At 72.9% G+C, this 23857-nt stretch carries 14 protein-coding genes and 1 pseudogene; 8 read left to right on the forward strand and 7 right to left on the reverse strand.

Annotation, left to right across the window (positions count from 1 at the left end; genetic code table 11):
- Positions 1 to 115: 115 nt before the first annotated feature.
- From WME95_RS08115 to WME95_RS08130, 4 genes are all read right to left on the reverse strand, one after another.
- Positions 116 to 2284, reverse strand: coding sequence for a substrate-binding domain-containing protein (locus tag WME95_RS08115; protein ID WP_437907841.1), 2169 nt, complete (start codon positions 2282 to 2284; stop codon positions 116 to 118).
- A 314-nt stretch (positions 2285 to 2598) separates the two neighbouring features.
- On the reverse strand, positions 2599 to 3669 hold the full coding sequence (locus tag WME95_RS08120) for a hypothetical protein (RefSeq protein WP_437907842.1): 1071 nt from the start codon (positions 3667 to 3669) through the stop codon (positions 2599 to 2601).
- A gap of 260 nt (positions 3670 to 3929) precedes the next feature.
- Positions 3930 to 4997: a hypothetical protein gene (locus WME95_RS08125; RefSeq protein ID WP_437907843.1), complete on the reverse strand. Its 1068-nt coding sequence runs from the start codon at positions 4995 to 4997 to the stop codon at positions 3930 to 3932.
- Between the two features lie 315 nt (positions 4998 to 5312).
- Positions 5313 to 5909: a hypothetical protein gene (locus tag WME95_RS08130; RefSeq protein WP_437907844.1), complete on the reverse strand. Its 597-nt coding sequence runs from the start codon at positions 5907 to 5909 to the stop codon at positions 5313 to 5315.
- A gap of 150 nt (positions 5910 to 6059) precedes the next feature.
- Here WME95_RS08130 and WME95_RS08135 point away from each other — a divergent pair, with 150 nt between their 5' ends.
- From WME95_RS08135 to WME95_RS08155, 5 genes and pseudogenes are all read left to right on the forward strand, one after another.
- The gene (locus WME95_RS08135; protein WP_437907845.1) at positions 6060 to 7538 is read left to right on the forward strand and encodes a hypothetical protein; all 1479 of its coding nucleotides are present in this window, start codon (positions 6060 to 6062) and stop codon (positions 7536 to 7538) included.
- 57 nt (positions 7539 to 7595) lie between these two features.
- The gene (locus WME95_RS08140) at positions 7596 to 9290 is read left to right on the forward strand and encodes a hypothetical protein (RefSeq protein ID WP_437907846.1); all 1695 of its coding nucleotides are present in this window, start codon (positions 7596 to 7598) and stop codon (positions 9288 to 9290) included.
- A gap of 199 nt (positions 9291 to 9489) precedes the next feature.
- A pseudogene (locus WME95_RS08145) lies at positions 9490 to 10464 on the forward strand (AAA family ATPase); the annotation flags it as partial.
- A 193-nt stretch (positions 10465 to 10657) separates the two neighbouring features.
- A complete protein-coding gene (locus tag WME95_RS08150; RefSeq protein WP_437907847.1) occupies positions 10658 to 10861 on the forward strand; it encodes a hypothetical protein in 204 nt (67 codons plus the stop codon).
- Positions 10862 to 11254: 393 nt separating this feature from the next.
- On the forward strand, positions 11255 to 11653 hold the full coding sequence (locus tag WME95_RS08155) for a hypothetical protein (protein WP_437907848.1): 399 nt from the start codon (positions 11255 to 11257) through the stop codon (positions 11651 to 11653).
- 3 nt (positions 11654 to 11656) lie between these two features.
- Here the strand turns inward: WME95_RS08155 and WME95_RS08160 are convergent, their stop codons facing one another.
- The gene (locus WME95_RS08160) at positions 11657 to 16651 is read right to left on the reverse strand and encodes a sigma 54-interacting transcriptional regulator (protein ID WP_437907849.1); all 4995 of its coding nucleotides are present in this window, start codon (positions 16649 to 16651) and stop codon (positions 11657 to 11659) included.
- Between the two features lie 98 nt (positions 16652 to 16749).
- Here WME95_RS08160 and WME95_RS08165 point away from each other — a divergent pair, with 98 nt between their 5' ends.
- The 3 genes from WME95_RS08165 to WME95_RS08175 all read left to right on the forward strand — a co-directional run bounded on the left by WME95_RS08165 (position 16750) and on the right by WME95_RS08175 (position 20597).
- On the forward strand, positions 16750 to 17451 hold the full coding sequence (locus WME95_RS08165) for a hypothetical protein (RefSeq protein WP_437907850.1): 702 nt from the start codon (positions 16750 to 16752) through the stop codon (positions 17449 to 17451).
- A 97-nt stretch (positions 17452 to 17548) separates the two neighbouring features.
- Positions 17549 to 18097, forward strand: a complete 549-nt coding sequence (locus WME95_RS08170; RefSeq protein ID WP_437907851.1) for a hypothetical protein — start codon at positions 17549 to 17551, stop codon at positions 18095 to 18097.
- Between the two features lie 349 nt (positions 18098 to 18446).
- Positions 18447 to 20597, forward strand: coding sequence for a substrate-binding domain-containing protein (locus WME95_RS08175; RefSeq protein ID WP_437907852.1), 2151 nt, complete (start codon positions 18447 to 18449; stop codon positions 20595 to 20597).
- A gap of 92 nt (positions 20598 to 20689) precedes the next feature.
- On the opposite strand, the gene WME95_RS08180 is transcribed toward WME95_RS08175, so the two are convergent.
- Both WME95_RS08180 and WME95_RS08185 read right to left on the reverse strand, forming a co-directional pair.
- Complete coding sequence (locus WME95_RS08180) at positions 20690 to 22015, reverse strand: M28 family metallopeptidase (protein WP_437907853.1); 1326 nt, start codon at positions 22013 to 22015, stop codon at positions 20690 to 20692.
- A gap of 412 nt (positions 22016 to 22427) precedes the next feature.
- Positions 22428 to 23855, reverse strand: coding sequence for an ammonia-forming cytochrome c nitrite reductase subunit c552 (locus WME95_RS08185; RefSeq protein ID WP_437907854.1), 1428 nt, complete (start codon positions 23853 to 23855; stop codon positions 22428 to 22430).
- Between the last annotated feature and the right edge of the window lie 2 nt (positions 23856 to 23857).

Below are 23857 nucleotides of genomic sequence, written 5' to 3' on the forward strand. Positions count from 1 at the left end.
GCCCCGGCCCGGGGGTGGCGCCTGAGGGCAGGCTCCGCATTTAGGGTGCCCTAGACGTTAGTCCAATCTATTCTTTCGTCTCACACCATACCGGGGCGCGGCGCGCGCCGGGGGCTCAGGCCCGGGGGCCCGGCAACGCGTCGAGCGGCTGCCGCCTGCGGCGCAGCGCCGAGAGCGCGCTGCCGAGGGTCTGGTGGAGCGTCATCCCCTGGAGGTCGATGCCGAGGCGGATGAACCCCTGCGCGACCTGCGGCCGCATCCCCACGACGATGACCTCGGCGCCGAGCAGGAGGGCGGCGCGGGTCGTCTTCATCAGCGACGCCGCGACCTGCATGTCGGCGAAGGGCACGCCGGTGATATCCATCAGCAGCACCTCGGCTTCCTGGCGGCCAAGCTCCGCGAGCACCACCTCGAGCACGTGGCGCGCGCGCTCCAGATCGATGGCGCCGACGAGCGGCACGAGCAGCACGCCCTGCTCGAGCGGGATGACCGGGCACCCGAGCCGGCGCACGTCCTCCGCGAGGGCGCGCTCGCGCTCGTAGGCGGCGCGCGCCTGCTGCTCCTGCTCGATCAGCGACTCGATCAGCGACGCGCGCTCGAACGCCGCGGTGAGCATCGCCACCCACATCTCCATGTCCCGGTGATCCAGCCCGAGCGGGCTGCTCACCGGGGCGCAGACGGCGAGGATGCCGCGATCCGCGCCCTCGCTGCGGAGCGGGATGAGCCGGAGGACGTGGTCGTCGCGCCGGGCGGCGGCAGGCAGCCAGTCGCCGCGCGGGAACGCCTCGGCCGCGACGCGCGCGCCCGCTTCCGGCGTGGCGGCCGCCGCTCCGGGGGAGCAGCTCTCGACGACCCGCAGCAGGGGACCCGTGTCCCCGGGCGCCTCCCACACGGCGAGGCAGCCCCAGCTCATCTGCACGGCGGAGAGCCAGCTCAGCTTGCTCCCGCCGCCGCCCGCGTCCTCCAGGAGCGTCTCCCGGATGACGAGGTTGATGTCGAGCAGGCCGTTCAGGTAGTCGGCGCGGGCCGCCTCGATCGCGACCCGGCCCTCCATCATGGCGCGCCGGGCCCCCCGGATGTACGTCGCCACGCGCCGCTCGGCGGCGGCGTCCCCCGCGCCGCGGAGCATCTTCTGGCCGGCCCGCTCCAGCCGGTCGACCATCTCGAGGAGCTGGTCGATGTCGGGCATCTGCTCCGCGGCCTCTCGCCAGGCCCTCTCCAGCGCGGCGGCGGCGGGGCCGGGCCTGCCCCAGACGGCCGCCTCGAGCCCGAGGACCACCTCCGTCGCCCCGGGCCAGGCCTCTTCCGGCGGCGCGCTCGGATCGAGGGCCGTCGAGGCGCTCGCGAGCGCGGCGAGCTCCCGCGCGAGCGCGCCGGCCGGCGCCCCGGCGCTGCGGGCCGACGCGGGCGCGCTGGCCGGCGCCGCGGCGCTGCGGGACGACGGGGGCGCGTCGCGCTGCGCCGGGGCGGGTGAGCAGCCGCAGGAGCGGCGCAGGACCAGGGTCGTCGGCGCGATGTGCCCCGCGCAGGGGAGCTCCCGTCCGGCGAGGAGGTCGATGAGCAGCTCGGCGGCCGTCCCGCCGAGCCGGTCGAACCGCTGGCGGACCGTCGTCAGCGGCGGCGAGGCGTACCGGGCCGCCTCGATGTCGTCGAACCCGACGAGCGCGATGTCCTCGGGGACGCGGATGCCTGCCTCGGCGAACGCGTCGAGGACCCCGAGCGCCTCCTTGTCGGCCGACAGGAACATCGCGGTGCAGGTGACGCCCTCTTCCAGCAGGCGCCGCACGGCGAGCCGGCCGCTCGCCCGCTCGTTGTTCGGGAGATCGAAGACGAGGTCGGGGTCGAACGAGATGCCGCGCTCCTCGAGCGCGTCCCGGTAGGCCTGGAAGCGCTGCCGGATGTCCTCGTGCGCCATGTGGCCCGCGAAGACGATCCGCTCGTGGCCGTGGTCGAGCAGGTGGCGTACGGCCGAGAGGGCGCCACCGTGGTTGTCGGGCAGGACGTAGGGACAGCGCGCGTCCTCGTTTGCGCGCGCGCTGAGGGTCACGACGGGCCGGCCGTCGTCGAGGAAGGGCTCGAGTTCCGCCGCGTCGATGAGCGCGATCCACCCGTCGATCTGGTCTCGCGCGAGCCGCAGCCTGTGGACGTCTCGCGGGGACGCCCTGATGGCGATCACCCGGTATCCGGCGCGCGCGGCGGCCGACTGGATACCGCCGAGAAGCTCGCAAACATAGCTGCCCCAGATGTCGGGGCACATGATGCCGATGGCTCTATCGAGCGACATGGTGGCAGCATCCTCGGTGGTCCTCAGCGCCCGCGTTCCGTCGTGACGCGATCACAAACGGAGACTGGTAGCACGCGACACCCGTGTGGCCATGCCGCTCTGCGGCGCGCTCGCGGCGGGAGCGGGCGCTCGTCGTCTCGCGCTCCCGCGTCCCCGCGTCCTCACGTCCGGCTCCCGGTCGCCTGCTGATGGCCGTGCTGTGCGGCAAGCGGCGCGAGTATCGGATGGACGGCGATGCTTGTCAGCTCCGATTGTCGCGCGCCGAAGGGCGCCGCGGCGGGCGGCCTCATGGGGCCCGCGCCCGCCGGCCCATGTCATGGTCTGCCCTGCCCGGACTCCGAACCGCACGTGTCGTCCTCGGACGAGCACACTTTGCCTGTGCGCAGGTCCACGAAGTACCACGCGAGCGTCATCAGCATCGGGGAGGTGTTGCACGGCGGGGCGAGGTGCATCCGGACGTGCGCGCTCGCCCTGTCGACGCTCTCGGGCCGGAAGGCGATGCAGGAGGCGCCGGCGGGCCCTCGTTGCTTCAGCGCCCAGGCCCTGGCCAGGAGGACGGCCCTTTGCCCCTTCTGCTCCAGGTCCTGAAGAAATCGCTCGATGGGCACGTAGGCCTTGCCGTCGTGCCACATCGCCGCGCCGCGCCGCATATCGACGCGGAATCGCTCCGTGGCGCAGATGCCGCTGGCCGGGGAGCACGTCTCGCCGGCCCGGGCGACGAGATCGAAGACGTGGCCGCGGGATGCCTCCAGCGCGAGCGAATCGACGCCGGACCACTTCCATTCGAGCAGCTGGCCGAGCGCGGTGACCGCCGGGGGATGGTCCCGGTACCAGCTCGCCTTGAACGCCCCGTAGCCGCGGAGCTCGCCGTTGTCGTCCCACGAGAGCTCGCGCGTACGCCTGTCGACGCGGAAGCGCGCGAGCCGCTTGCGGCCGTCGGACGAGAGCACGGACACGTGGAGGTGCGTTGCCGTCTCGTCCTCGACGTGCAGCGCGGTCGTGCCTCCCCAGGCGATGGCGTCGTCGATGAAGCGCTTCTCCAGCGCCGAGACGGCTGCTCTCAGGGACTCCTCGCGCGCGGCGAAGAACTCGCGCATCGGCCGGGGCGCCGCCTCGTCCCACCAGCGCACGGTGCCAGCGCGCCTGTCGACGGCGAACGTGGCGAACGGCGCGAGGCGCGCGCTGAACGGAGCGCACTGGACGGGGCCGCGCTCGCGCCGGTGCAGCGCGACCATCGCCAGCCCGTCTGCGTCCTGCTCCGGCGAAAGCTCCCAGCACTCCGCCGGCAGCTTCTCCACGCTCACCCGCGGCGTCAGCCACGTGTCCTGATCGTCGGCCGCGCCCGATCTCGGGGCGGAGAAGAACGGGGCGAGCGCCGCTCTCACGAGGTCCGTGGCGTCGTCCGCCGGGGGGGTTGTTGGGAGGGCTGCTGGGAGGGCTATGGAAGCGCCGTGCGTCACGGGCCGCGCTGCCGGCCGAGGTACGAGAGGTCCTCTCGCCTCGGGCGCGGGCGCCGCGCATGCCGTGAGCGCGAGCGACAGGCACGCCGCGCAAGAGAGGGCCAGTCCGCGCAGGCGCCGCCACGCCGGCCGCGCGATCGCCGCCGCGAGCCTCCTGCCTTCGACCGAGCCGCTGCCCGGACCTCTCATGGCTTCACCCTCGAGAATACGCGCTCGACGCAGCGGTCCGCGCCCTGCTTCGCCAGGAGGACGTGGGTCGTCGCGGTCGACCGGGCGAGGCCCGGGCGCGTCAGCCACAGCGCCACGTCCTCGCACGTCGTGGGATCCTCCCCGTCGGGGCTCCCGCACGCGCCGAGCTGCGGTGTCGACGCGAGCCCTGGCAGCGCTGCGCGCAGCTCCCGGTGCCAGCGCTCGCCCGCGGACGGCGATGCCGCTGGGCAGAGCCAGCGCTCGGCCTCTGCCCACTCGAGCCCGAGCCAGGCGTACACGAACGACTCCGCGTCAGGGGCGAGGGGCGGCGCTCGACGCACGCTGTCGCCTTCCACCGTGTAGCGCGCGGCGAGGGCGTCCCAGCGCGGGTACCATGGAAGGAAGGTCGGGTCGCCTGTCCAGCGCAGCGTGAAGCCCCCGGCGGACACCGCGAGGGTGTAGCCGGCCGGCATGTGGAATCGGAGGCTGTTCGCGAAGGCCGCGCGCGGGTGCAGCGGGTCTGTTCCCTCCAGCAGCACCCTCGTGGTCAGCGTCCTCCAGAGCGAGACACAGGACGACTCGGCGCTCGAGATCGCCAGCGCCCAGCGCCCCTTCGGTCGGCCCGCAAGGAAGCCATAAGACAGCCGGTTTCCCTCCGACGTCCACTCCGACGGATCGTTCTCGTGAGCGAGCGCGAGGCGAAAGCCCGCCTGGCCCTGCTCGAAGACGTAGAGAGACGTGTCCTCGCCGCACGGGACCGCGAGCGTGAGGAGCGCGACGCGGAGCTCGGGGTGCGCCGCGGGCTGCTCGACGCGGAGGTCGAGCAGGCTGCCCCACCGCCGTTCCTCGCCGGCGGGGCGGACGCCGAGCCGCCCGAGCTCCGCCATCGCGCGCGTGCGTGCGGCGGCCGGCGCGCCCTCGGCCGCGTCGAGCGCGCGCCCGACGACGCCTCGGAGCTCGGCCTTCAAGGCGCGGAGCAGCGCGGGAGCTCCCGCGGGGGGCGCGCTCAGCCCGATGCCGTCCGCGCTGGTGTCGAGCGCGGCGAGCGCCTGCATCGTGGCCACGACATCGGGTGGAAGCGGCGCTTCGGTCGGGGCTGGCTCCGGCCGCGGCGCTGGCGTCCCCTGGCGCTCCGCGGGCAGCGGGCGCGGTGGTGTCGAGTCTTCCTGCCGAGGCGGCGCGGGCGACCGGCGCGCTCCGGTCACGGGCAGCGTTCCGGTTGGAGCTCCTCCCGTGCAGGCGAGTTGCCAGAGCAGCGCGGCGGCCAGAACGCTGCCTCCGGCACGCAAGCGAGGAGCTCGGGATGGGCTCGGGGACATCGGCGCAGCCTAACGCCGATCCCGGGTTGCCGATTCCTTCGGCAGCGCCCTGGTCGCGGCTCAGGTCCCGTGTGGTGGGTGTTGCTCGGAATCGCTCGAAAAGAGAAACGCCTGCTGCTCGAGGGCCACCCGCCCCTTGCGCTTTGGCCGGCGCGGCGGCGCCCCGGACTCCGTCGGCTCGCCCTCGGTCTGCTCGGCGCAGCGCGGGCAGACGGCGGGCGGCGCGGGCGGCTCCGGCGCCGCGATCTCGAGTCGGGGCGGCGAGGGGGGTTCTGGCTCCGCCTCGGGCTGCTGGGGTTCGACCGGATCCGCCCGCTCGATCTCGGCGCGACCGCGCGCGTGCTCGGCGGTGACCAGGGCGCGGAGGGCGCGGGCGGCGGCGCGGTGCTCGGCGGCGGCCCGGCGCAGGCGTGCGACGAGCTCGAGCGCTGCCCGCGGCGGCGCGTGGAAGCGGGCGCGCTCGCGGTGCGCGCAGCCGTCGTGACCGCCGCCGCTGCTGCCGCAGTCGATGCAGATGAGACCGAGCGAGAGCGGCTCCCGGACGGCGGAGCTCGGCTCGTCCGCCGCGGTGTCGTCGGGCGGGATCGCGTCGATGGGTTCCTCGGCGGGCGGCAGCTCTTCGACGACGAGGGCGGCGGCGGCCTTGCGGGGGCGCATGCCGATCGGCTAGCAGATCATTGAACGGATGTACAGGTATACCCGGCGCTCGTGGCGCGGCGGACCGTCCGGGAGTGGCGGACGCCCGGGCATGGCGGACCAAGGAAGCGCCTGTGTCTGCCGTGTCCATTGTGATTGAATCCCTGGTTCATGGCTCAGGATGCGGTCACGCGGCTCGGCAGGGAGGCGCTCTCGCAGTACACCCGCGATGAGCTGATCGACCTGGCTGACCGCGAGCTGGCCCGCACGGCGGAACCGCTCGTGTTCCTCGCGGAGGCGTCGCGCAGTGAAGCCGCGCTCGACGACCGGATCGCGTCGCTCTACGAGCGCGCGCTGCGGTCTCCGTCTCCGCTGGTCAGGTTCCATGCGGCCTGGTGCGTCTACGACACCAGGGCTTGCTGGGCCCGGTTCATCCCCGTCCTGCAGGCCGCCCGCGAGGCCGAGGACGACGAGCCGAACCGGGAGAACATCGATACCGTGATCGACCTTCTGCAGACGGAGCTCCGGGAGGAGGAAGAGGAGCAGATCCGGTGGGCGCACCCGGGGCTCGCTCGCGTCGAGTACGACGTGACCAGGCGGCGGGCGCTGTCCAGCGAGGAGCTCGCGTCGCTCAAGCAGGCCGTCGACTTCCTGCGCATGCCGTACGATATCTACCATTGGTACTCCGAGCGGAGCCTGAACATGTCGCTGGAGCGCGCGCTCGCGTCGCTTCGCCAGCTCGAGCGCTGGTGGGACGAGATCGCGCCTTCGTTCCAGTCCGAGTCCCCCTATGAGCACGCGGATCCGTTCATGGACGAGGACAGCATCCACCCGCTGGGGGCCTACATCATCAGCAGCCAGTTCCTGTGGCATTATCACGAATCGAACCAGGCGGAGCGCCATCTCCTCCGCTCCTTCCACCTGGCGGAGACGCTTATGACGAGGGGGCGGGGCGGAGCGGCTCAGGTCATGCCGCGCGCGCCCCTGAAGGAGCGAACTCTGGACAACGTGTCGCGGGCCTACCACGACCCGCGCCTCTACACGGTCAATCATTTCTACCTGGGAGAGCTCCACGAGCGCCGGGGCGCTCATGAGCAGGCCGCAGAGCATTACGCGCGCTTCGCCGAGCTCGAGCCCGATTTCTCCCCGAGGAACTCGTACGCTTCCCACCCGGATTACTACGACGTGAAGCGGTTCTATCCGGGGACGGTCGAGGCGTACGGCAGGCTCGGGAACCTGTACCGCGATCGGCTGGGCAATCCGGATCGGGCGCGGTTCTACTACGAGAAGGCCCTGCGGCTGAGCCCGTCGCACCACACGCCGTACCGGGAGTACGCGCGCCTCCTGCAAGAGGCCGATCCTCGCGGGGCGCTCGACCTCCTGCGGCAGGAGATCGAGGTGCTGACGTCCTATCCGGATCCCGAGCCGAGCCCGAGCTCGCTGTGTCTTCCCTTCGCGCCTCGGGAGGTGGTCGAGCGGTTCCGTGCATGGCGCTCTCACCCGATGGCGCCGCGCCACGAGGTGGACGTAATTGCGCGATCGGTCCTCCGGTTTCTGAAGGGCCTTTCTGTCGAGCCGTACCGGTTTGGGTACCCCGGGTGGGATGAGCTCGCGCAGGAGGTCGAGAGCGCCTTGTCTCCGAGCGCGTGATCCCGGCGCCGTCGTGGCGCTGGGTCCGGCGGGGAGCCGACGTGGTAGCCTGCCGGCATGATCCTCCCGCTCGCGCCGCTCGCACAGAGGAGCGCGCTACCCCGGCCAGCCCGCGGCGTCCGGCTCGCGCGCGGGGCCTTCCTCGCCGGTGCGGCCGCGGCCTGTCTCGCGCTCGGCTGCCAGGGCATCCTCGGCATTCACGACGTCTCGCGCGACGGGGCCGGCGGTGACGGCGGCGCCGGCGCCGGTGGCGCCGCCGCGTCGGGCGCAGGCGGCGGCGGAGGCGGCGACCTGTCCGCGCACGGCAGCGGCGGCGGGGCGCCGCAGGCCGGCTTCTCGATCGCGCTCGACCCGGCGGCGGCGCGCGTGGTGCGCGGCGACTCGACGTCGCTCACCGTCGCCGTCACCCGCTCGGACGACTTCGTGGGCGACGTCGCGCTCTCGCTGTCGGGCCTGCCGAGCGGCGTCACGGCGAGCCCGATCGTGGTCTCGGATGGCGAGGCCACCGGCGTGCTCACGGTGACCGCGGAGCCGCTCGCGGCGGTCGGCGGCGCCGCGCCCTCGCTCGTGGCCAGCGCGCCCGGGCTGGAGGATCGGGAACTGCCGATCTCGCTCCTCGTCGCCGATCCGCCGGGGACGCTGGATGCGTCGTTCGACGGCGAGGGCATCGCCATCAGCGGCACGTCCCACGAGGCGCGCGCCATCGTCGTCCAGGAAGACGACAGGATCCTCGTCGCGGGGGTCGATGGGGACACCTGGGCGCTCGCGCGCTTCCTGCCGAGCGGCGTGCTCGATCCGGAGTTCGGCACAGGCGGCCTCGTCGTCGGCCAGAAGGGGACGGTCGAGTCGCTGGCCCTGCAGCCGGACGGGCGCATCGTGGCCGTGGGGACGCGCGATCACCAACTCGCGGTCGTCCGGTTCCACGGGAATGGCGGGATCGATCAGGCCTTTGGCGCCAGCGGGGTCGCGAAGCTCGATCCGGCCACGATCAGTGACTCGGAGGGCTTCGACGTCGCCGTCCAGAGCGATGGCGCGATCATCGCCGTCGGTGTCGGCCCCGGCAGCCGCGGCATCGTCGCGCGGTTCTCCTCGACGGGCGACTTCGATCGCGACTTCGGCGGCTCGGGCCTCGTTTCGATGGCCGAGCGGCCGCTGGACTCCGTCGCGCTCGGGGAGGACGATCAGATCGTCGCCGGAGGGACCAAGCGGGGCGGGGGCACTACCTTCCTCGCGGCGCGGCTCGATCGCGACGGGGTTCTCGATCCCGGCTTCGGATCGGGCGGCATCGCCTACCTCTCGCAGACGCCGTACAACGATTCCGACCTCGCCCTCGGAAGCGACGGTAAGCCGGTCCTCGTGGGATACGCGCTCGACGGCGTGAACCACTATGCCTTCGCGCGCTTCAACGAGGATGGCTCGGCGGACACGACGTTCGGCGAGACTGGCATGGTGAACGCGAGCGGTGAAGAGAAGCCCTATGTGCGGGGCTACGGCGTCGCCCTCCAGGCCGACGGCAAGATCCTCGGCGCGGTCGCGGGCGGCACCGTGAACTCGGGCATCACGGCCTCGATCCTGCGGCTCCTGCCGGACGGCTCCAGGGACGCCGGGTTCGGCGCCTCGGGCGCCGTAGTGCTCGACGACCATCCGGACCAGAACTACCTCTACGCCGTCACCGTCCAGCGCGACGGCCGCATCGTGGCCGCGGGGAAGCGGTCGAACCTGGGGCTCATGGTCGTGCGCATCTGGGATTAGGCGCTGTTCGTGCCCGCCTGCACCGTGACCCCGACAGTTCGACGACCCAGCGACCAGGGTGTACCGGCGCCGGCCGGGGGGAGGGGCTGCTGGCGCGCGCAGGCAGAGCCACGAGGACTCCCCCTGGCTCCCCCGGCATGCCGTTGCCGGCCGGGCTTGCCCTGGCCGGGTTGATGGGCGATAGGGAGGCGAGATGACGATGAGGAAGGCAGCGGCGGGCGGGGCCAAGCGCCGGGTCGCGCGGAAGCTGGGGCCGAGCAAGGGCGCCCGTGGCGTCTACTTCTTGTCGCTCACGCTGGAGAACGTGCGCTGCTTCGGGCCGGCGCAGACGCTCGACCTGTCGAACGGCGAGGGAAAGCCGCGGCAGTGGACCGTGATCCTGGGGAACAACGGGGTAGGAAAGACGACGCTGCTGAAGGCGCTCGTCGCCAGCCGGCCGGTGTTGGCTGCAGAGCCGGAGTACGTTATCTGTCACATCATATCGCCATCGAAGTTTCTCATCAACAATGAAGAACTGCTACGCACCTCGGCACGAACTGCAATCCTCGAGAGCCGTATTTCGTTCGGCGGCTTGATCTCTGCACCTGAAGCCAAGTTCCACGCGGAGACACTGCATGCCAAGGTCGAACGTTTCCGAGGTCGTGGCAATATCGCCAAGCGGGTCGAGTTGGCCGATCTGTTCTGTGTTGCCTACGGAGCCTCGCGTCGCATGGGCGCGAGCGCCTTGACGGATCCCCGTGGCGACCATCCCATCGCCACCCTCTTCGACGAACACGTTCCCCTGCGCAACGCCGAGGAATGGCTCCTCCAGGCCGACTACGCCGCGAACAAGCCCTCACCGCACCAGGCGCAGGCTCGCGCCCGGCGGGACGCGGTCCGGTCGATGCTCATCGAGCTGCTGCCCGAGGTCGAGGACATCCAGATCCTCGCCGATCTGGATGATAACCCTGCACGCCCCCGCCCCGGTATCCTGCTCGATGCGCCCTATGGCCGGGTGCCCCTCCAGGGCCTGAGCCTCGGCTACAAGACCTTGCTCGCGTGGATGGTCGACTTCGCCAGCCGCCTCTACGAGCGTTACCCCGACAGCGAGAACCCCCTCGCGGAACCGGCGGTGGTCCTCGTCGACGAGATCGATCTGCACCTGCATCCAGCCTGGCAGCGGAAGCTGCTCAGCTATCTCTCGGAGCGCTTCCCCAACGTCCAGTTCATCGTCACCGCGCACAGCCCGCTCGTGAACGCCAACATCGTCGTCCTGCGCCGTGAGGGCGACCACGTGGTCATCGACAACAGCGGCGCGGCGGTCCGGAACTGGCGGGTCGATCAGATCCTGACGAGCGACCTGTTTGGGCTGCCGAGCGCGGGCGCCCGTGCTCGACGCGCTCCTCGCCGAACGCCGGGAGATCCTGACCAAGCCCCGCCTCTCGACGGCGGATCGACGCGCGCTCGAGCGCGTCGAGCGAGAGATCGGCGAGCTGCCGACCGGCGAGACGCCCGAGCAGATGGAGGCCATGGACATCATCCAGCAGGCGGCGCGTTCGCTGAAGAAGGCCGGTGGCGGCGCCTCCAGATGATCCGGGTCAAGAAGCCGGAGCAGGCGCCCAGGAAGCTGCGAGACAAGGCGCCCGCGGCGCGCGCGGCCGTCTGCGCTTCGTACCGCGGCGCCCGCGCGTCGATCCAGCGCGGCGCGGCGACGCTCGACTTCGAGGTCGCCGTCTATGCCCACCCCGCCGTGAAGACGGCGCTGGAGACGGCTCACCACGGCAAGTGCTGCTACTGCGAGTCGAAGGTGAAGCACGTCGCTCACGGGGACGTGGAGCACTATCGGCCCAAGGCCGCGGTGCAGCAGGCGCGGACGGCGCCCATCGAGCGCCCGGGATACTACTGGCTGGCGTACGCGTGGGAGAATCTCCTCTTCTCGTGCGTGCTCTGCAACGAGAAGCACAAGAGGAACCTGTTCCCGTTGCGTGATCCCCGGAAGCGCGCCCGCTCAACGCGCGCCAAGCTGGCCGCGGAGGCGCCGCTCCTCGTTCATCCCGCGCAGGAGGATCCCGAGCGGGATCATTGGCTTTCGCGACGAGTACGCCTATGCCATCGAGGGGGATCCGCGCGCCGAAGCCACGATCGACGAGGTGCTGCAGCTCAATCAGCGGCAACCTCTCCTCGAGCGCAGGCGCGAGCACCTCGCGATCATGCGGGCCATGCAGGTGATCGCGGGCCAGCCGGATATCGATCCCGCAGAGCGAGCGCGGGCCCGCGCGTGGCTCGATCGCAGCGTCGCGGACGACGCCGAGTACGCGGCCATGAGTCGATCCGCGCTCCGCGCGCCCTCACCTCGCGGCGACGCCTCCCGGCTTGCGCGCTGAGCCTCACTCCTTCCGCAAGAGCCCATAGCGCGCGAGCTTCCGGTAGAGCGTCATCCTCGGGATCCCGAGGCTCCTCGACACCTCGCTCACGTTCCACCGGGAGAGCTCGAGCGCGGCGCGGATCCGCTCCTCCTCGGCGCCCTGGTGCTCGGCGCGCGACCGGCCCCGCGGCGCGGGAGCCGCCGCCGGCAGCTGGATGTCGGCCGCGCCGATCTCCGGGCCCGGCGAGAGCACGCACGCGCGCGAGAGCACGTTCTCCAGCTGCCTCACGTTGCCGGGCCAGCCGTACGACGAGAGCCGCCGGAGCGCGCCCCGGGACAGCCGGAACGCCGGGCGGCCCTGGCGCGCCGCGAGCTTCTCGACGATCGCCTGCGCGATCGCCGGGATGTCGTCCGGCCGGTCCCGCAGCGGCGGCAGGCGGATCTCGATGACGCTGACCCGGTAGTAGAGATCCTCGCGAAAGCGCCCCCGGGCGACCTCCTCCCGCAGATCCCGGTTCGTCGCGCAGACGACCCGCACGTCGGCCACCGAGACGCTCCGGTCCGACCCCACCGGGCGGACCGAGCGCTCCTGGAGCGCGCGGAGCAGCTTCGCCTGCACGCCGAGCGGCACCTCCCCGAGCTCGTCGAGGAACAGCGTCCCGCCCCGCGCCGAGACGAACAACCCGCCGTGATCGCGGACCGCGCCGGTGAACGCGCCCTTCACGTGGCCGAAGAGCTCCGACTCGAGCAGCGCCTCCGGCAGCGCGGCGCAGTTGACCGCCACGAACGGCCCGTCCCGACGGGGCCCGCCCGCGTGGATCGCGCGCGCGACGAGCTCCTTGCCCGTGCCGCTCTCGCCGGTCACCGTCACGGTCACGTCGCTCTCCGCGACGCGCTCGCAGAGCGCGAGCACCGCGCGCATCGGCGCGCTCCTCCCCGCGATCTCCGGGAAGTCGCGGCGCGCGTCCGCCCGGGTCCGCTCGAGCTCGTGCGAGAGCCGCTCGATCTCGTCGGCCTGCGAGCGCATGAGCTCCGCGACGCGCCGCTGCTCCTCCTCCAGGGCCCGCGTGCGGTCCCGGAGCTCGGCCATCAGCCTGCCGTTGTGCAGCGCGACCGCGATCTGGTCCGCGAACGCGCCGAGCAGATCCGCGTCGCCCTCCGCGAACTTGCCGCGCTGGAACCGGTTGTCGAGGTACACAGCGCCGAGCACCGCCCCGTGCGCGCGGATCGGCACGCACACGATCGACCGGAGCCGCAGCCCGTGCACGGACGCGTTCCCGTGGAACCGCTCGTCGGCCAGCGCGTCGACCGTGAGCACCGCCTCCCCGCGCTCGACAACCCGCTTCGCGATCCCGTGGCTGAACTTGAGCTGGCTCTTGCCGACGCGCTCGCGATCGAGGTTCCGCGCGACAGCGACCTCGAGCCTGCCCTTCGCGTGGCCTCCCGGTTCCGGCGATGGCGACGCGAGGATCACGAAGCCCCGCTCCGCGCCGGTCAGCTCGATGGCCGCGTCCATGGCGAGGCGGAGCACCTCCTCCGCGTCGAGCGTCGAGCTCAGGCGCCGGTTCACCTCGAGCAGCTTCAGCACGAGCTCCATGCGGGCCCCCGGCGGCGCGGGCCCGCCGCGGAGCGCGGCCCGCCGGGGGTGCCGCCAGAAGACCTCGGCGAGCTCGGCGGGGAGCGTGCTCCCGATGCGCTCCCAGCACTCGAGCGCGGCCGTGCGGTGCCGCTCCGCCAGCGCCGTCGCCGACCGGAGGCGGAGCACCGCGGCGGACACCTCCTCGTGCTTCGCGTGGAGCTCGAGCTGCGAGACCCTCGCCACGAGGCCCGCGCCCCGCTGCACCTCGGCGAGGGCCGCGCCCGTGTCGCCGCGGGCCAGCGCGAGCTCCGCGCCCGCGGTCGCGTGGCGCAGCGCGAGGTCCGCCGCGTCGGCCTCCCGGAGCAGCGCCGCGGCCTCGGCCAGCCGCGCGCCCGCCGCGGCCCTGTCCCGCGCCGCGAGCGCGACCTCCGCGGCGTGGATCACCGCCTCGCACGCCTCGCGCTTCGATCCGCGCGCCGCGTGGCCGGCGCGGGCCTCCTCGAGCAGCCGCGCCGCCTCGCCGAGCGCCCCGCGCGCGGCGGCGAGCTCCGCGGCGAGCCCGAGCGCCGCCACGGCGATCTCCTCGGGGGCCCTCGGGCCCTCGGGCGCTCGCATCCGCGCGACGGCGAGCTCGGCGCGATCGAGCAGGCCGACGTCCGCGTGGATCTTGGCGAGGTTGAAGCGCAGCGTCGCCTCGGTCCGCTCCTTGGCGAAGGCGATCGCCGCCCGGAGCCCGCGCTCGTAGCAGCGCAGCGCCGCGCCCCAGTCGCCGAGCTGGTGCCTCGCCGTCCCCAGGTTGAGCGCGGCCGTCGCGAGCAGGTCGCCGAGGCCCTCGGCCTCCGCCAGGTCGAGCGCCTCCTGGAACCCGCGCGCCGCCAGGGCCGCGTCGCCGGCGCGGTAGGCGTGGAGCGCGTGGTAGCTGAGCGTGCGGGCGCGGGCGCGGGGCGAGCCCGACGCCGGCCGCAGCGCGACGGCGCGCGCCAGGCTCTGGAGCGCCCCGGCCTGGTCGCTCAGGTACCCGAGCGCGAGGCCCAGCGTCTCGGCCAGCTCCGCGGCGGCCTCGCGCGCCTCGCCGCTCGCGGGCGCGCCGCCGACCTCGCGCGCCTCGCGGCTCGCGGGCGCGCCGTCGACCTCGCGTGATCCGAGCGCCGCGAGCGCCCCCTCCGCCTCGCGCCGGGCCTCGTCGTAGCGGCCGAGGCGCAGCAGGCAGCGCGCCGAGAGGCTCGCGAGCCGCCCGCCCCAGGGCCCGGGCGAGAGGGCCCGCGCGCGCCCGAGCTGCCAGAGCGCCCGCTCGACCTTGCCGAGCTTCTCGTAGCAGCGCGCCGCCCGGTACGAGAGCTCCGCGCCGACGTCGGCGGGCGGCCGCGCGCGCCTCGCCCGCGCTAGCAGCGCGAGCGCACGCCGCGGGTCGCCGGCCGCCTCGATCGCGGACGCCGCGGCCACGAGCGTCCGCGGCGCCGGCAGGACCTCGCAGGCGGCGTCCGCCGCGCGCACCCAGGCGCGCGGCGCCCACTCGAGCATCGGCCCGGACGCGGCGAGCGCCCGCCGCGCCGCCTCGTGGTCGCCCGCGAGCACGAGCGCCCTCGCCCGGTCCGCCGCGCGCTGGCTGCGGAGCGCCGGGGCGAGGGCCGCCTCGTCGGCGCCGGCGAGGTGGGCCGCCACCGCGGCCGCGATCTCGCGCACGACGCCCGCGTCGAGCCAGGGCAGGATCGCCCTGGCTTGCCCGGGCTGACCGAGGCGGAACCCCTCGCCGTCGAGCCGCGCGAGCCCCGCGGCCTCGAGCGCGTCGAGCGCCGCGCGCCCCACGCCGAGCGCGGCGGCGGCCTCGGGCTCGAGCGGGTCCGCGACCGCGAGCGCCGCGAGGGCGCGCGCCTCGCCGCGGTCGAGCGCCGCCACGCGCCGTCGCCAGAGCTCCGGGGTGCCCGTCGTGTGCACGAACCTGTCGAGCTCCGCCTCGCTCAGGCGGCGCTGCGCCAGCGCGGCGCAGAGCTCCTTGAGCGCGCGCGGCCGGCCCCCGCTCGCGCGCAGGAGGTCCGACGTGCGCGCCGCCGTGGCGAGGGGCGCGGTCCAGACCCGGACCGCGTCCTCGCCGAGCGGGCCCAGCGGGAGCTCGACGACCGCGCCGCCGCCCACGTCGAGCGGCTCCGCGGAGGCGATCAGCCAGAGGACGGCGTCCGTCGGTCCGGTCGATCGCACGAGCGCCTCGAGCAGCGCCCGGTCGTGCGCGCCCAGCCTGTGGGCGTCGTCGATCGCGAGCACGCGCGGCCGGTGCGGCGCGGGCGATCCGTACGGATCCCGCACATCGCGCGAATCCCGCAGATCGCGCGGATCCCGCGGGGCGCGCCCCGCCTCGCCCTCGCGCCCGCGCGCCCCCGCGAGCTCGCCGCGGGCCCCGAGCAGCGCGTCGACGCCGGCCGGGAGCGCCGCGCCGCCGAGCGCCCGGACCAGCAGCGCGCGCAGCGGATCGTCGCCGCGGGGCGCGCCCTCGACGACCTGCGCGCTCAGCTGGGCGCGCCACTTGAGCTCGCGGAACAGCCGCGATTTGCCCGCGCCTTCCTCGCCCGTGACGATCACGGCGCGCGGCCCGCGCTCGCCGCGGAGCAGCGCCTCGAGCGCCGCGCCGAACGCCTCGACCTCGCGCTCCCGGCCGACGATCTCGCCCGGCTCGCTCACGACGGCGGGCGCGCGCCGCGGCAGGCCACCGGCGGAGAGGGCCTCGAGGACCTCCTCGACCCCGGAGGGGCGGCTCGCCGGATCCTCGGCGGTGAGCCGCTCGGCGAGGCGGCGAACGGCGGCGCTCGGCGCCCCGGAGAGGAGCGGGAACAGGGCCTCGAGCGTCCGCCCCACCGCGAAGAGATCCGAGCGCGCGCTCGGCGGGGCCCCCCGGAGGAGCTCCGGCGCGAAGAACCGCGCCGTCCCCGAGAGGTCCCCCGCGTCCGCGCGCATCCTCCGCGCCGCGCTGAGGTCGATGAGCACGCCCGCGCCGTCGTCCCTCACGAGGACGTTCTCGGGCTTGAAGTCGCCGTGGACGATGCCGGCGCCGTGGAGCCACCCGAGCGCGTCGAGCGCGTCGAGCAGGACGGGCAGGGCAGCGCGGAAGGCGCGCCCCCGCGCGTGCTCGGCCAGCGTCCGGCCGCGGATGAGCTCCGTCGTGGCGTACGTGAGCGGCTGGCCCGGCGCGCCGCCGGACGTCGTCCGGGCGAAGTCGTACGCGCGCGGGAGGCGCGGGTGAGCGCAGGCCGAGAGCAGCGAGAACTCCCGCCGGAACGCCTCGAGCGCGCCCGCGGAGCCGAAGCTCAGCGACTTCATCGCGACGTCGCGATCGAAGAGCCGGTCGCGCGCCTCGTAGACCGAGGCGAGCCCGCCGCGCCCGAGCGCGCGCACCACCTCGTAACGGCCATCGACCACGGCCCCTGGCGCAATGCCGTGGTGTACCATCGGTACAATATGGTACAGAATGGTACAAAAGGGGCCCACGATCTCCGCGGAAAGCAGCGGATCGTATTGGCGCGACTCTTGAACAGAGGGGCGGCGTGATGCGCTGGCTTGCGGTCCTTCTCGTCGCTTGCGCCGCCGGGTGCGGGGTGAACCCCATCCCGGAGCCGCCCTTCGAGCGGCCGCCGGCGCTCGCCGGCGACGTCGTCGGCGCGGTGTGCGACGAGTGCGACGCCGCCCCGCTAAAGCTCACCGGCGCGCCCGGGAGCGTGACCGACGCCGACGTTGTCTGGGCGGTGAACCTCGATGGGACCGCGCCCCCGGTCGTCGCGCCGGTCGCGGGCGACGGCAGCTTCGCGCTCGACATCGGCGGCCTCCGCGGGAACGAGCTGCGCCTCCAGGCGCGGCGCGGCGCGCTGCGCTCCGAGCCGGTGGACCTCATCGCCGGGGTCGGCGCCCTCGAGCCGTCGCCTCGCCCGCTCGCGGACTGCTTCGAGGTCGAGCGGGAGCTCGCGCTGCCCGAGGCGGCCGCCGGCGCGACGTCCAGCGGCGCCGTCGCGCTCGCGCACGCCTGCGGCGCGCCGCTCGCGATCGACAGGATCGCGCTGCGCGCCCCGGCGCCCGAGTACAGCCTCGAGGGAACGGCGGCCCCCGTGGTCCTCGAGGCGGGGAGCGCCGGAGAGCTCCGCGTTGTGTACCGGCCGACCGGCGCCGCCGCGCGCGAGGAAGTGGCGCTGATCGAGGTGTCTTCACCGGAGGTCTTCCGGCGGGCGGTGACGCTCTTCGTGCCCGGCGATCCCTGAGTCGATTCCAGCTCTCCGCTCCTCCGGGAGGCTCGAGACGGGCCTCGAGGGGGAGCTCGCAGCTCCCAACCCACACGAGAAAGATACGGAGATCACCATGCGAACCTGTGCCTTGTTGCTTCTTGCGGCCTCTTCGATCGTAGGGCTGTTCGGCTGTAAACCTCCCACGGGCGGCGGGGGCGGGGCGTGCCCGGATCCGAGCGATCCTGGCGTCCACTACGTCTCTCAAGATCCCGACGAGTGCGCGCTCATCGACTTCGTCTGCGCGGAGGGACAGCGGCTGATGACCCAACCAGGGTGCGGCTGCGGCTGCATCGACGAGGCGCCTCCCCCCGCGTGCCCGGACCCGGGTGATCCAGGCGTCCGTTACGTCTCTCACGATCCGAACGAGTGCGCCCTCATCGACTTCGATTGCTCACCGCCAGAGAAGCTCTTCGGCGGCGAGTGCGGCTGTGGCTGCGTCGGCCCCGCGCCGGAGACCTGCCCTGACGCCGCGGATCCGGACGTCCGCTACGTCTCTCACGATCCGGAGTACTGCCACCTCGTCGACTTCATCTGCGCGCCGGGAGAGGAGCAATTCTCCGACGCGTGCGGCTGCGGCTGCGTCGGCCCGGCGCTCCCCGTCGGGCGCGCTCAAGGCAAGTGACCGCGCCCGCGGCTACCCGCCCTGGCCGACGCGCTCGCCCGGCCGGCCGGCGCGCTCCGCAGGGCGAGCCCGCCGCGCCCTGAAGCGCCCCCCATCTCCGCCCTCGCCTCTCGCCTCCTGCGTAGGGCTCCCCACAACATCGATTCACGGCTGGCCCGCTCGGCCCGCGCCGCGCGGAAGCCGCTGTAGAAGCGATCTCTGCGGCGCGGCCGTGTAGAATTGATTACATGCGCGCACCCGAAGCGCGCTCCGGATCGATGTCCAGCCGGTTGCTCGGAAGTTCTCCAGTTGTTTCGTCGAGGACGGTGATAGGCTCGCCTGTGCGACGTGGGGGGAGGACGCGACCGGGATGAAGAGTGGGCCTGTCGAACAGCGCACGTCGAAGGTGATCGGCGTCGCGGCGGTCTTCCTGGACAACTCCTTCAACGCCGCGGCCTTCGCCGGCATGCACCGCGCCGCGCGCGCGCGCGGCTACGAGCTCCTCCTGATCCGCGCGACGCCTCGGGACGTCCTCGCGCGCGGGATGGCGCTTCACCACGTGGCCGGCTGGATAACGATGTACACCATCGACGGCCTGGAGGAGCTGCTCTCCGATGGGAAGCCTGGCGTGATCTTCTGCGCGCCCGCGCTCGGCTCGCGCTGCCCGGTCGTTCGGGCGGAGAACCACGGTACGATTCACCAGCTCGTCGACCACCTCGCCCGCCTCGGTCATCGCCGTATCGCCTACATCGGCAAGGCGACGTCGGACGACTTCATCGAGCGGGCCGCCGCGTTCGATGAGGCGCTGCGCGCGCGCGGCCTCGAGACCGGCCTCAACCTGCTCTCCGAGTTCCAGGAGTGCAACATCCTGTACACCGAGCAGCGCGTGCGGGCGCTCATCGAGCGCGACGGCAAGTTCTGCACCGCGCTCGTGGCAGGCAACGACGAGATGGCGATAGGCGCCATCAACGCGTTTCGGGCGCGTGGATACCGCGTGCCCGAGGACATCGCCGTGGTGGGGTTCGACGACATCAGCGCCGCCCAGCACTGCCAGCCGCCGCTCACCACGATACGGCAGGACCCGGTGCTCCTCGGGAGCACGGCTGTCGAGCGCCTCATCGATCTCCTCGACGGCCGCCCTCCTCCGCAGCTCGTGACCCGCGTCCCCGCCGAGCTCGTGGTGCGGCGCTCGTGCGGCAGCGCTGCGTGGGAGGCCGCGCCGCTCGCGCCGGAGCTCGACGCGCCGCTCCGCGACTGGGAGCGCGAGCTGCCCCGGCAGCTGAGCGGCTTGATCGAGGGGCCGACGTGCTCGCAGCCCGCCGAGGCGCCCCTCGCCTGGCCCGAGGCCGAGGTGATCGTGCGGGGTCTCGGCGCGGCGCTCACCGGGGCGGAGCTGCCGGACGTGGAGACGCTCGATCGCGCCTTCGGCGCGGCGGTCGCGCGCAACAGCAGGATCGACGTCCTCCTCGCGGTGGTGAGGCATATCGAGGCGACCGCCGCGCGGCAGCTCGCCGGCGCTTCGGATCCGGACGCCGCGCGCCGGCTGGAGAGGTTCCTCGACCGCGTGCGCCTCTCGCAGCAGCGGGCCCTCGTGGCGGCGGAGCGGTACAGCGTGAAGAGCCTCGAGCGGCTGGTTCGCGCCAACGTGAGCATGAGCAGGCTCCTTACCTCGAAGCAGGTATGGACCGACGAGCGCCTGGCGTGGCTGGCGCACACCACCGTGCGCGTCGCGTGCGTCGCGCGCTGGGCGGACGATCCGGGCGCGGACGGGCCGGAGGCCGTCATCGAGAGCGTGCACACCTGCGATCCGGACGTGGCCGCGCTCGTGGGGCGCCGGTATCCGGCCGGCCTCTTTCCGCCGCCCGCCCTGCGCGCGGCCGCGCTGCCGGACGAGCCGAGCGGTTTTCTCGTGATTGTCCCCATCGTGAGCCAGCAGCGCGACTGGGGGACCCTGGTGATGGGAGGGCTGCACACGGAGAGCTTCGCGGACAACCTCCACCCGCTGTCCATGTGGGTGTCGCTCCTGATCGCCGCGTTCGAGCAGCACGAGATGGCGGTCGCGCTGCAGGCGGAGCGCGACATGCTGGCCGCCGCCTACGAGCGCGAGCGCGCGCTGGCGAGCACGGTGCGGGAGCTCGGCTGTCCCGTCATCCCGCTGCTGCCCGGGGTGCTGCTCATCTCGCTGATAGGCGCGATCGACGCCGCGAGGGCGCAGCAGATCATCGAGGCCGCGCTCTCGGGCGTCGCGCGGGAGGGGGCCCGGTGGGTGCTGCTCGACGTGACCGGCGTGCCGTTCGTCGACGAGGCGATCGCGGCGGCGCTGGTGCAGACGGCGCAGGCGACCCGGCTGCTCGGCGCGCGCGTGAGCCTCGTCGGCGTCGGGCCCACGATGGCGCAGGGCATGGTCGGCCTCGGGATCGAGCTGCACGGCATATCCATCTTCCAGTCGCTGGCGGCCGCCATCAGCGAGCTGACCAGACCAGAAAAGAAAAAGAAGACGAAGGCGAGGCGGGCAGAGTAGCGCCGCCTCGCGCGATCCTGGGACGCTCCTCGCACGCTCCTCGCACGCTGCGGCCTCGCCCGTTCGATTGCTTGATGGCGCGATCGCTCGAATCACTCCATCAGGAGCTTCACCGCCGCGCGCCCGGCGGCCTCGGTCAGCCGCCGCATGTAGTCCCAGTTGAGCTGATCGACCCGGTCGCAGCGCTGGTGGTAACAGGGGTTGCCGTCGTCGCCGAAGAAGTCCTGCGATATGGCCACGGCCGGCGTCCCGTAGCGCCAGAACGCCGCGTGATCGCTGCGGTTCGTGCAGGCGTCCACGCGGGTCAGGCCGAGCTCGCCGTGCGACGCGGCCTCCTCGACCAGCGCGGCCAGATCGGACGACGTGTTCTCGTTGCAGTGGATGACGTGATAGTGCCCGTCGTCGTTGGAGTCGTAGCCTGTCATCTCCAGATCCAGGACGCCGACCACCTGATCCATCTGCCCGTTCCGGTAGAGCTTGCTCGCGTAGGCCCGTGAGCCGAGGAGGCCGTCCTCCTCTTGATCGAAGGCGACGACGCGGAGCCCGATGCTCAGCTTCGCGTCCTTCAGCGCGTGGGCGATGGCGAGCGACGACACGATGCCTGAGCCGTCGTCGTCGGCGCCCGCGTTGCTCATGGTGTCGTAGTGCGCCGAGAGGATGAGGACGCGCGACGGATCGGCGCCGGGCCTGTCCGCCGTCAGGTTGACGCCCTGGCTCCAGCCGCTTTGATAAGCGTGCTCCTCGACGGTGAACCCGATCGCCTCGAATTGCTGGCGCATCCAGGCGCGGGCGAGCGCGCGTCCGTCCTCGGAGCCGCGCTCGCGGATGACCGCCGAGCGGCCGCCGACGGTCACGGGCGCGGCGCCGGAGAGCTCCTTGAGCCGCGCCTCGAGGAACGCGGCGTCGATGTGGAGCTCGGCGAGCTCGGCGGCGGCGCCGTCGCGCCGCGCGCGGGTCCCGGCCGGAGCGCGGGTCCTCTGTGCTCCCGGAGCGCGCGACAGGGCCACATCCTGCTCCCCCAGCGGCTCCGCGTGAAGGCGGTGCGAGCCGAGCCAGTCATGGGGGTCGCGGCCCGTCGGGACGGCGACGGCGGCGATCCCGCCGACGCGCGCGCGCTCGCCCGGGAGCGCCGCGCTGGGCAGCGGCCCCTCCACGAGGTAGAGCGAGGCCCCGCGCTCTTCTCTCAGAGTGACGCTCTGCCAGGCGTCATCGACGCTGGCGCGGGTCACGACGACCTGGCCAGTCTCCGTCGCGAGCCGGTTCAGGAACGTGCTGACCGTATCCTTGCCCACGTGCGAAACGTGGATTTCTCCGGCCGCCGGCGCGCCCGGATCTCCGGACGCGCACGACGTCGAGACGAGCGCAAAGGCGGCACCCAGCGCGGCGACGGCGCTCGAACGATTGCGGCAGGTTGTCATGGCGTCTTCCCCTTTCGGCGACACCGTACGGATCTCAAACGAATTATCCAAGCACTATCTCGCGATGAGTCGAGCTTTGGATCGAATCGCGTCAAATGCAATGAGGGACACATGAGCGCTCCACCGGAGCTCTGGAGTCATGGTCCAGCTCGTCAGTCCGTGAGTGATGACGAGGCCGCTCGGCCTGTTCGCGCAGCCGCGCGGCCCGCCGTCCGGCTCTCCAGGTGGCCTGGACCAGGAGCATGGCAGTCGAGGAGCGGTAGGCGCTAACCAACCTTCGCGCCGCGTTCTCCCACATCCGAACGTTGACGTGGACGTGAACGTGGTCGTTTACGTGGTCGTGGTCGTGGTCGTCAACGATAGGCCGCGAACGACCACGACCACGTTTACGTTGACGTGAACGTTGGTTCGGTCACGGTTCGGGCGGGGTTCCGTCTCGCAGCGCGAGCTGCCCTCGCCGGCACGTATCGATGGCGGACGCGAGGATGCGCATCGCCTCCTGCGGCGCGTGGAAGCCGGACGAGTTCTCCGCCTCGGCGAAGTCGACGAAGAACTGACATTTCCGCTGCGCCGCGCGCGGCCCCGCGAGCGCCTCTTCGGCCATCCCGGCCTCCTTCGCCCGGCGGATGTCGCTGATGAGCGCGGTCACGGCGTCCATCGCCCGGTTGCGCGCCTCGAAATGGCGCGACTGGATCGTCTCCACGCGCTGCCGGAGCTCGTCCTCGGGCCACTTGTGGCACGTCTGGCACGCGCGGTTCACGTTGAGGAGCGGGCTCTGCACGTGGTGATCGCTGATCTTCGTCGCGCCGACCCGCTGGTAGGGCATGTGGCAGTCGGCGCAGGCCACGCCGGAGCGCGCGTGGATGCCCTGATTCCACATCTCGAACTCCGGGTGCTGCGCCTTCAGCACCTTCGCGCCCGACTCCGCGTGCGTCCAGTCCGAGTGGCCGCTCTCCTCGTAATAGGCGTAGATCTCGTCGATCTTGAGGCCCTTCGCCCACGGGTACACGAGCCGCTTCTCCGGGCCCTTGAAGTAATACTCCACGTGGCACTGGCCGCAGACGTACGAGCGCATCTCCTGGCGCGTGGCCATCGTGTTGACGTCGTAATTGGCCTCACCCGTCGACGCCTTGAGCGCGCGGATCCCCTCGATGAACCCGGGCCGCGTCACCCGGAGCTGCATCGACTCCGGGTCGTGGCAATCGATGCACGAGACCGGGTGCGTCACCAGCTTGCGCGCCTCGGGGAAGGGCATCTGGTTCATCGCCTCCCACCCGCGCATCAGGTCGCCGCCGCCGAGCTTCTTGTACGGCACGTACACGGACGCATGGCAGTGAATGCATGTGCCCGGCTGCTTCGCCGCGATCTGCCGCTCGGTGTACACCTGGTCCTCGAGCATGTGGGCGTGCCCGCGCTCCTCCCGGAAGTCGCGCGCGAAGGCGTAGCCGGCCCACATCGTCTTCAGCCGACCGTCCTCCTCGAGCTTCGATTGCGCGACCACGCTGCGCGGATCGGCGTCCGTCGGCGTGCGCGGCACCGCCTCGCTCCCGCCGAAGCGCGTGCGCTTCTGGTCGACCGTGCGCCGGTAGCCGTCGTACTGGAGGGGGAAGTTCTTCCCCCAGACGGCCGGGTCGTCCATCGTGTCGTCAAGCTCGACGACCCGATAGAACGGGCTCTTCGCCTCCTGCTTGTGCTCGAAGATGTTCACGAGCAGCGCGGCGATCCCGGCGGTCGCCGCCGCCGCGGCGAGCGCCGCGAGCGGCAGGTAGCGCCAGCGCGCCGGCGGCTTGCCGGTGCGCTCGCTCTTCTGCGTGGATCCTTCGTCCTTCGGCTCCGTCATCG

Origin of the sequence: Sorangium sp. So ce327, from assembly GCF_051530205.1 — a bacterium.
Taxonomy (GTDB): domain Bacteria; phylum Myxococcota_A; class Polyangia; order Polyangiales; family Polyangiaceae; genus Sorangium; species Sorangium cellulosum_B.

Coding starts and splice junctions, on each gene's coding strand:
- WME95_RS08170 (WP_437907851.1), top strand. CDS start 17,549: ATGCGAACCTGTGCCTTGTTGCTTCTTGCGGCCTCTTCGATCGTAGGG.
- WME95_RS08185 (WP_437907854.1), bottom strand. CDS start 23,855: ATGACGGAGCCGAAGGACGAAGGATCCACGCAGAAGAGCGAGCGCACC.
- WME95_RS08160 (WP_437907849.1), bottom strand. CDS start 16,651: ATGGTACACCACGGCATTGCGCCAGGGGCCGTGGTCGATGGCCGTTAC.
- WME95_RS08135 (WP_437907845.1), top strand. CDS start 6,060: ATGGCTCAGGATGCGGTCACGCGGCTCGGCAGGGAGGCGCTCTCGCAG.
- WME95_RS08130 (WP_437907844.1), bottom strand. CDS start 5,909: ATGCGCCCCCGCAAGGCCGCCGCCGCCCTCGTCGTCGAAGAGCTGCCG.
- WME95_RS08180 (WP_437907853.1), bottom strand. CDS start 22,015: ATGACAACCTGCCGCAATCGTTCGAGCGCCGTCGCCGCGCTGGGTGCC.
- WME95_RS08140 (WP_437907846.1), top strand. CDS start 7,596: ATGATCCTCCCGCTCGCGCCGCTCGCACAGAGGAGCGCGCTACCCCGG.
- WME95_RS08165 (WP_437907850.1), top strand. CDS start 16,750: ATGCGCTGGCTTGCGGTCCTTCTCGTCGCTTGCGCCGCCGGGTGCGGG.
- WME95_RS08175 (WP_437907852.1), top strand. CDS start 18,447: ATGAAGAGTGGGCCTGTCGAACAGCGCACGTCGAAGGTGATCGGCGTC.
- WME95_RS08115 (WP_437907841.1), bottom strand. CDS start 2,284: ATGTCGCTCGATAGAGCCATCGGCATCATGTGCCCCGACATCTGGGGC.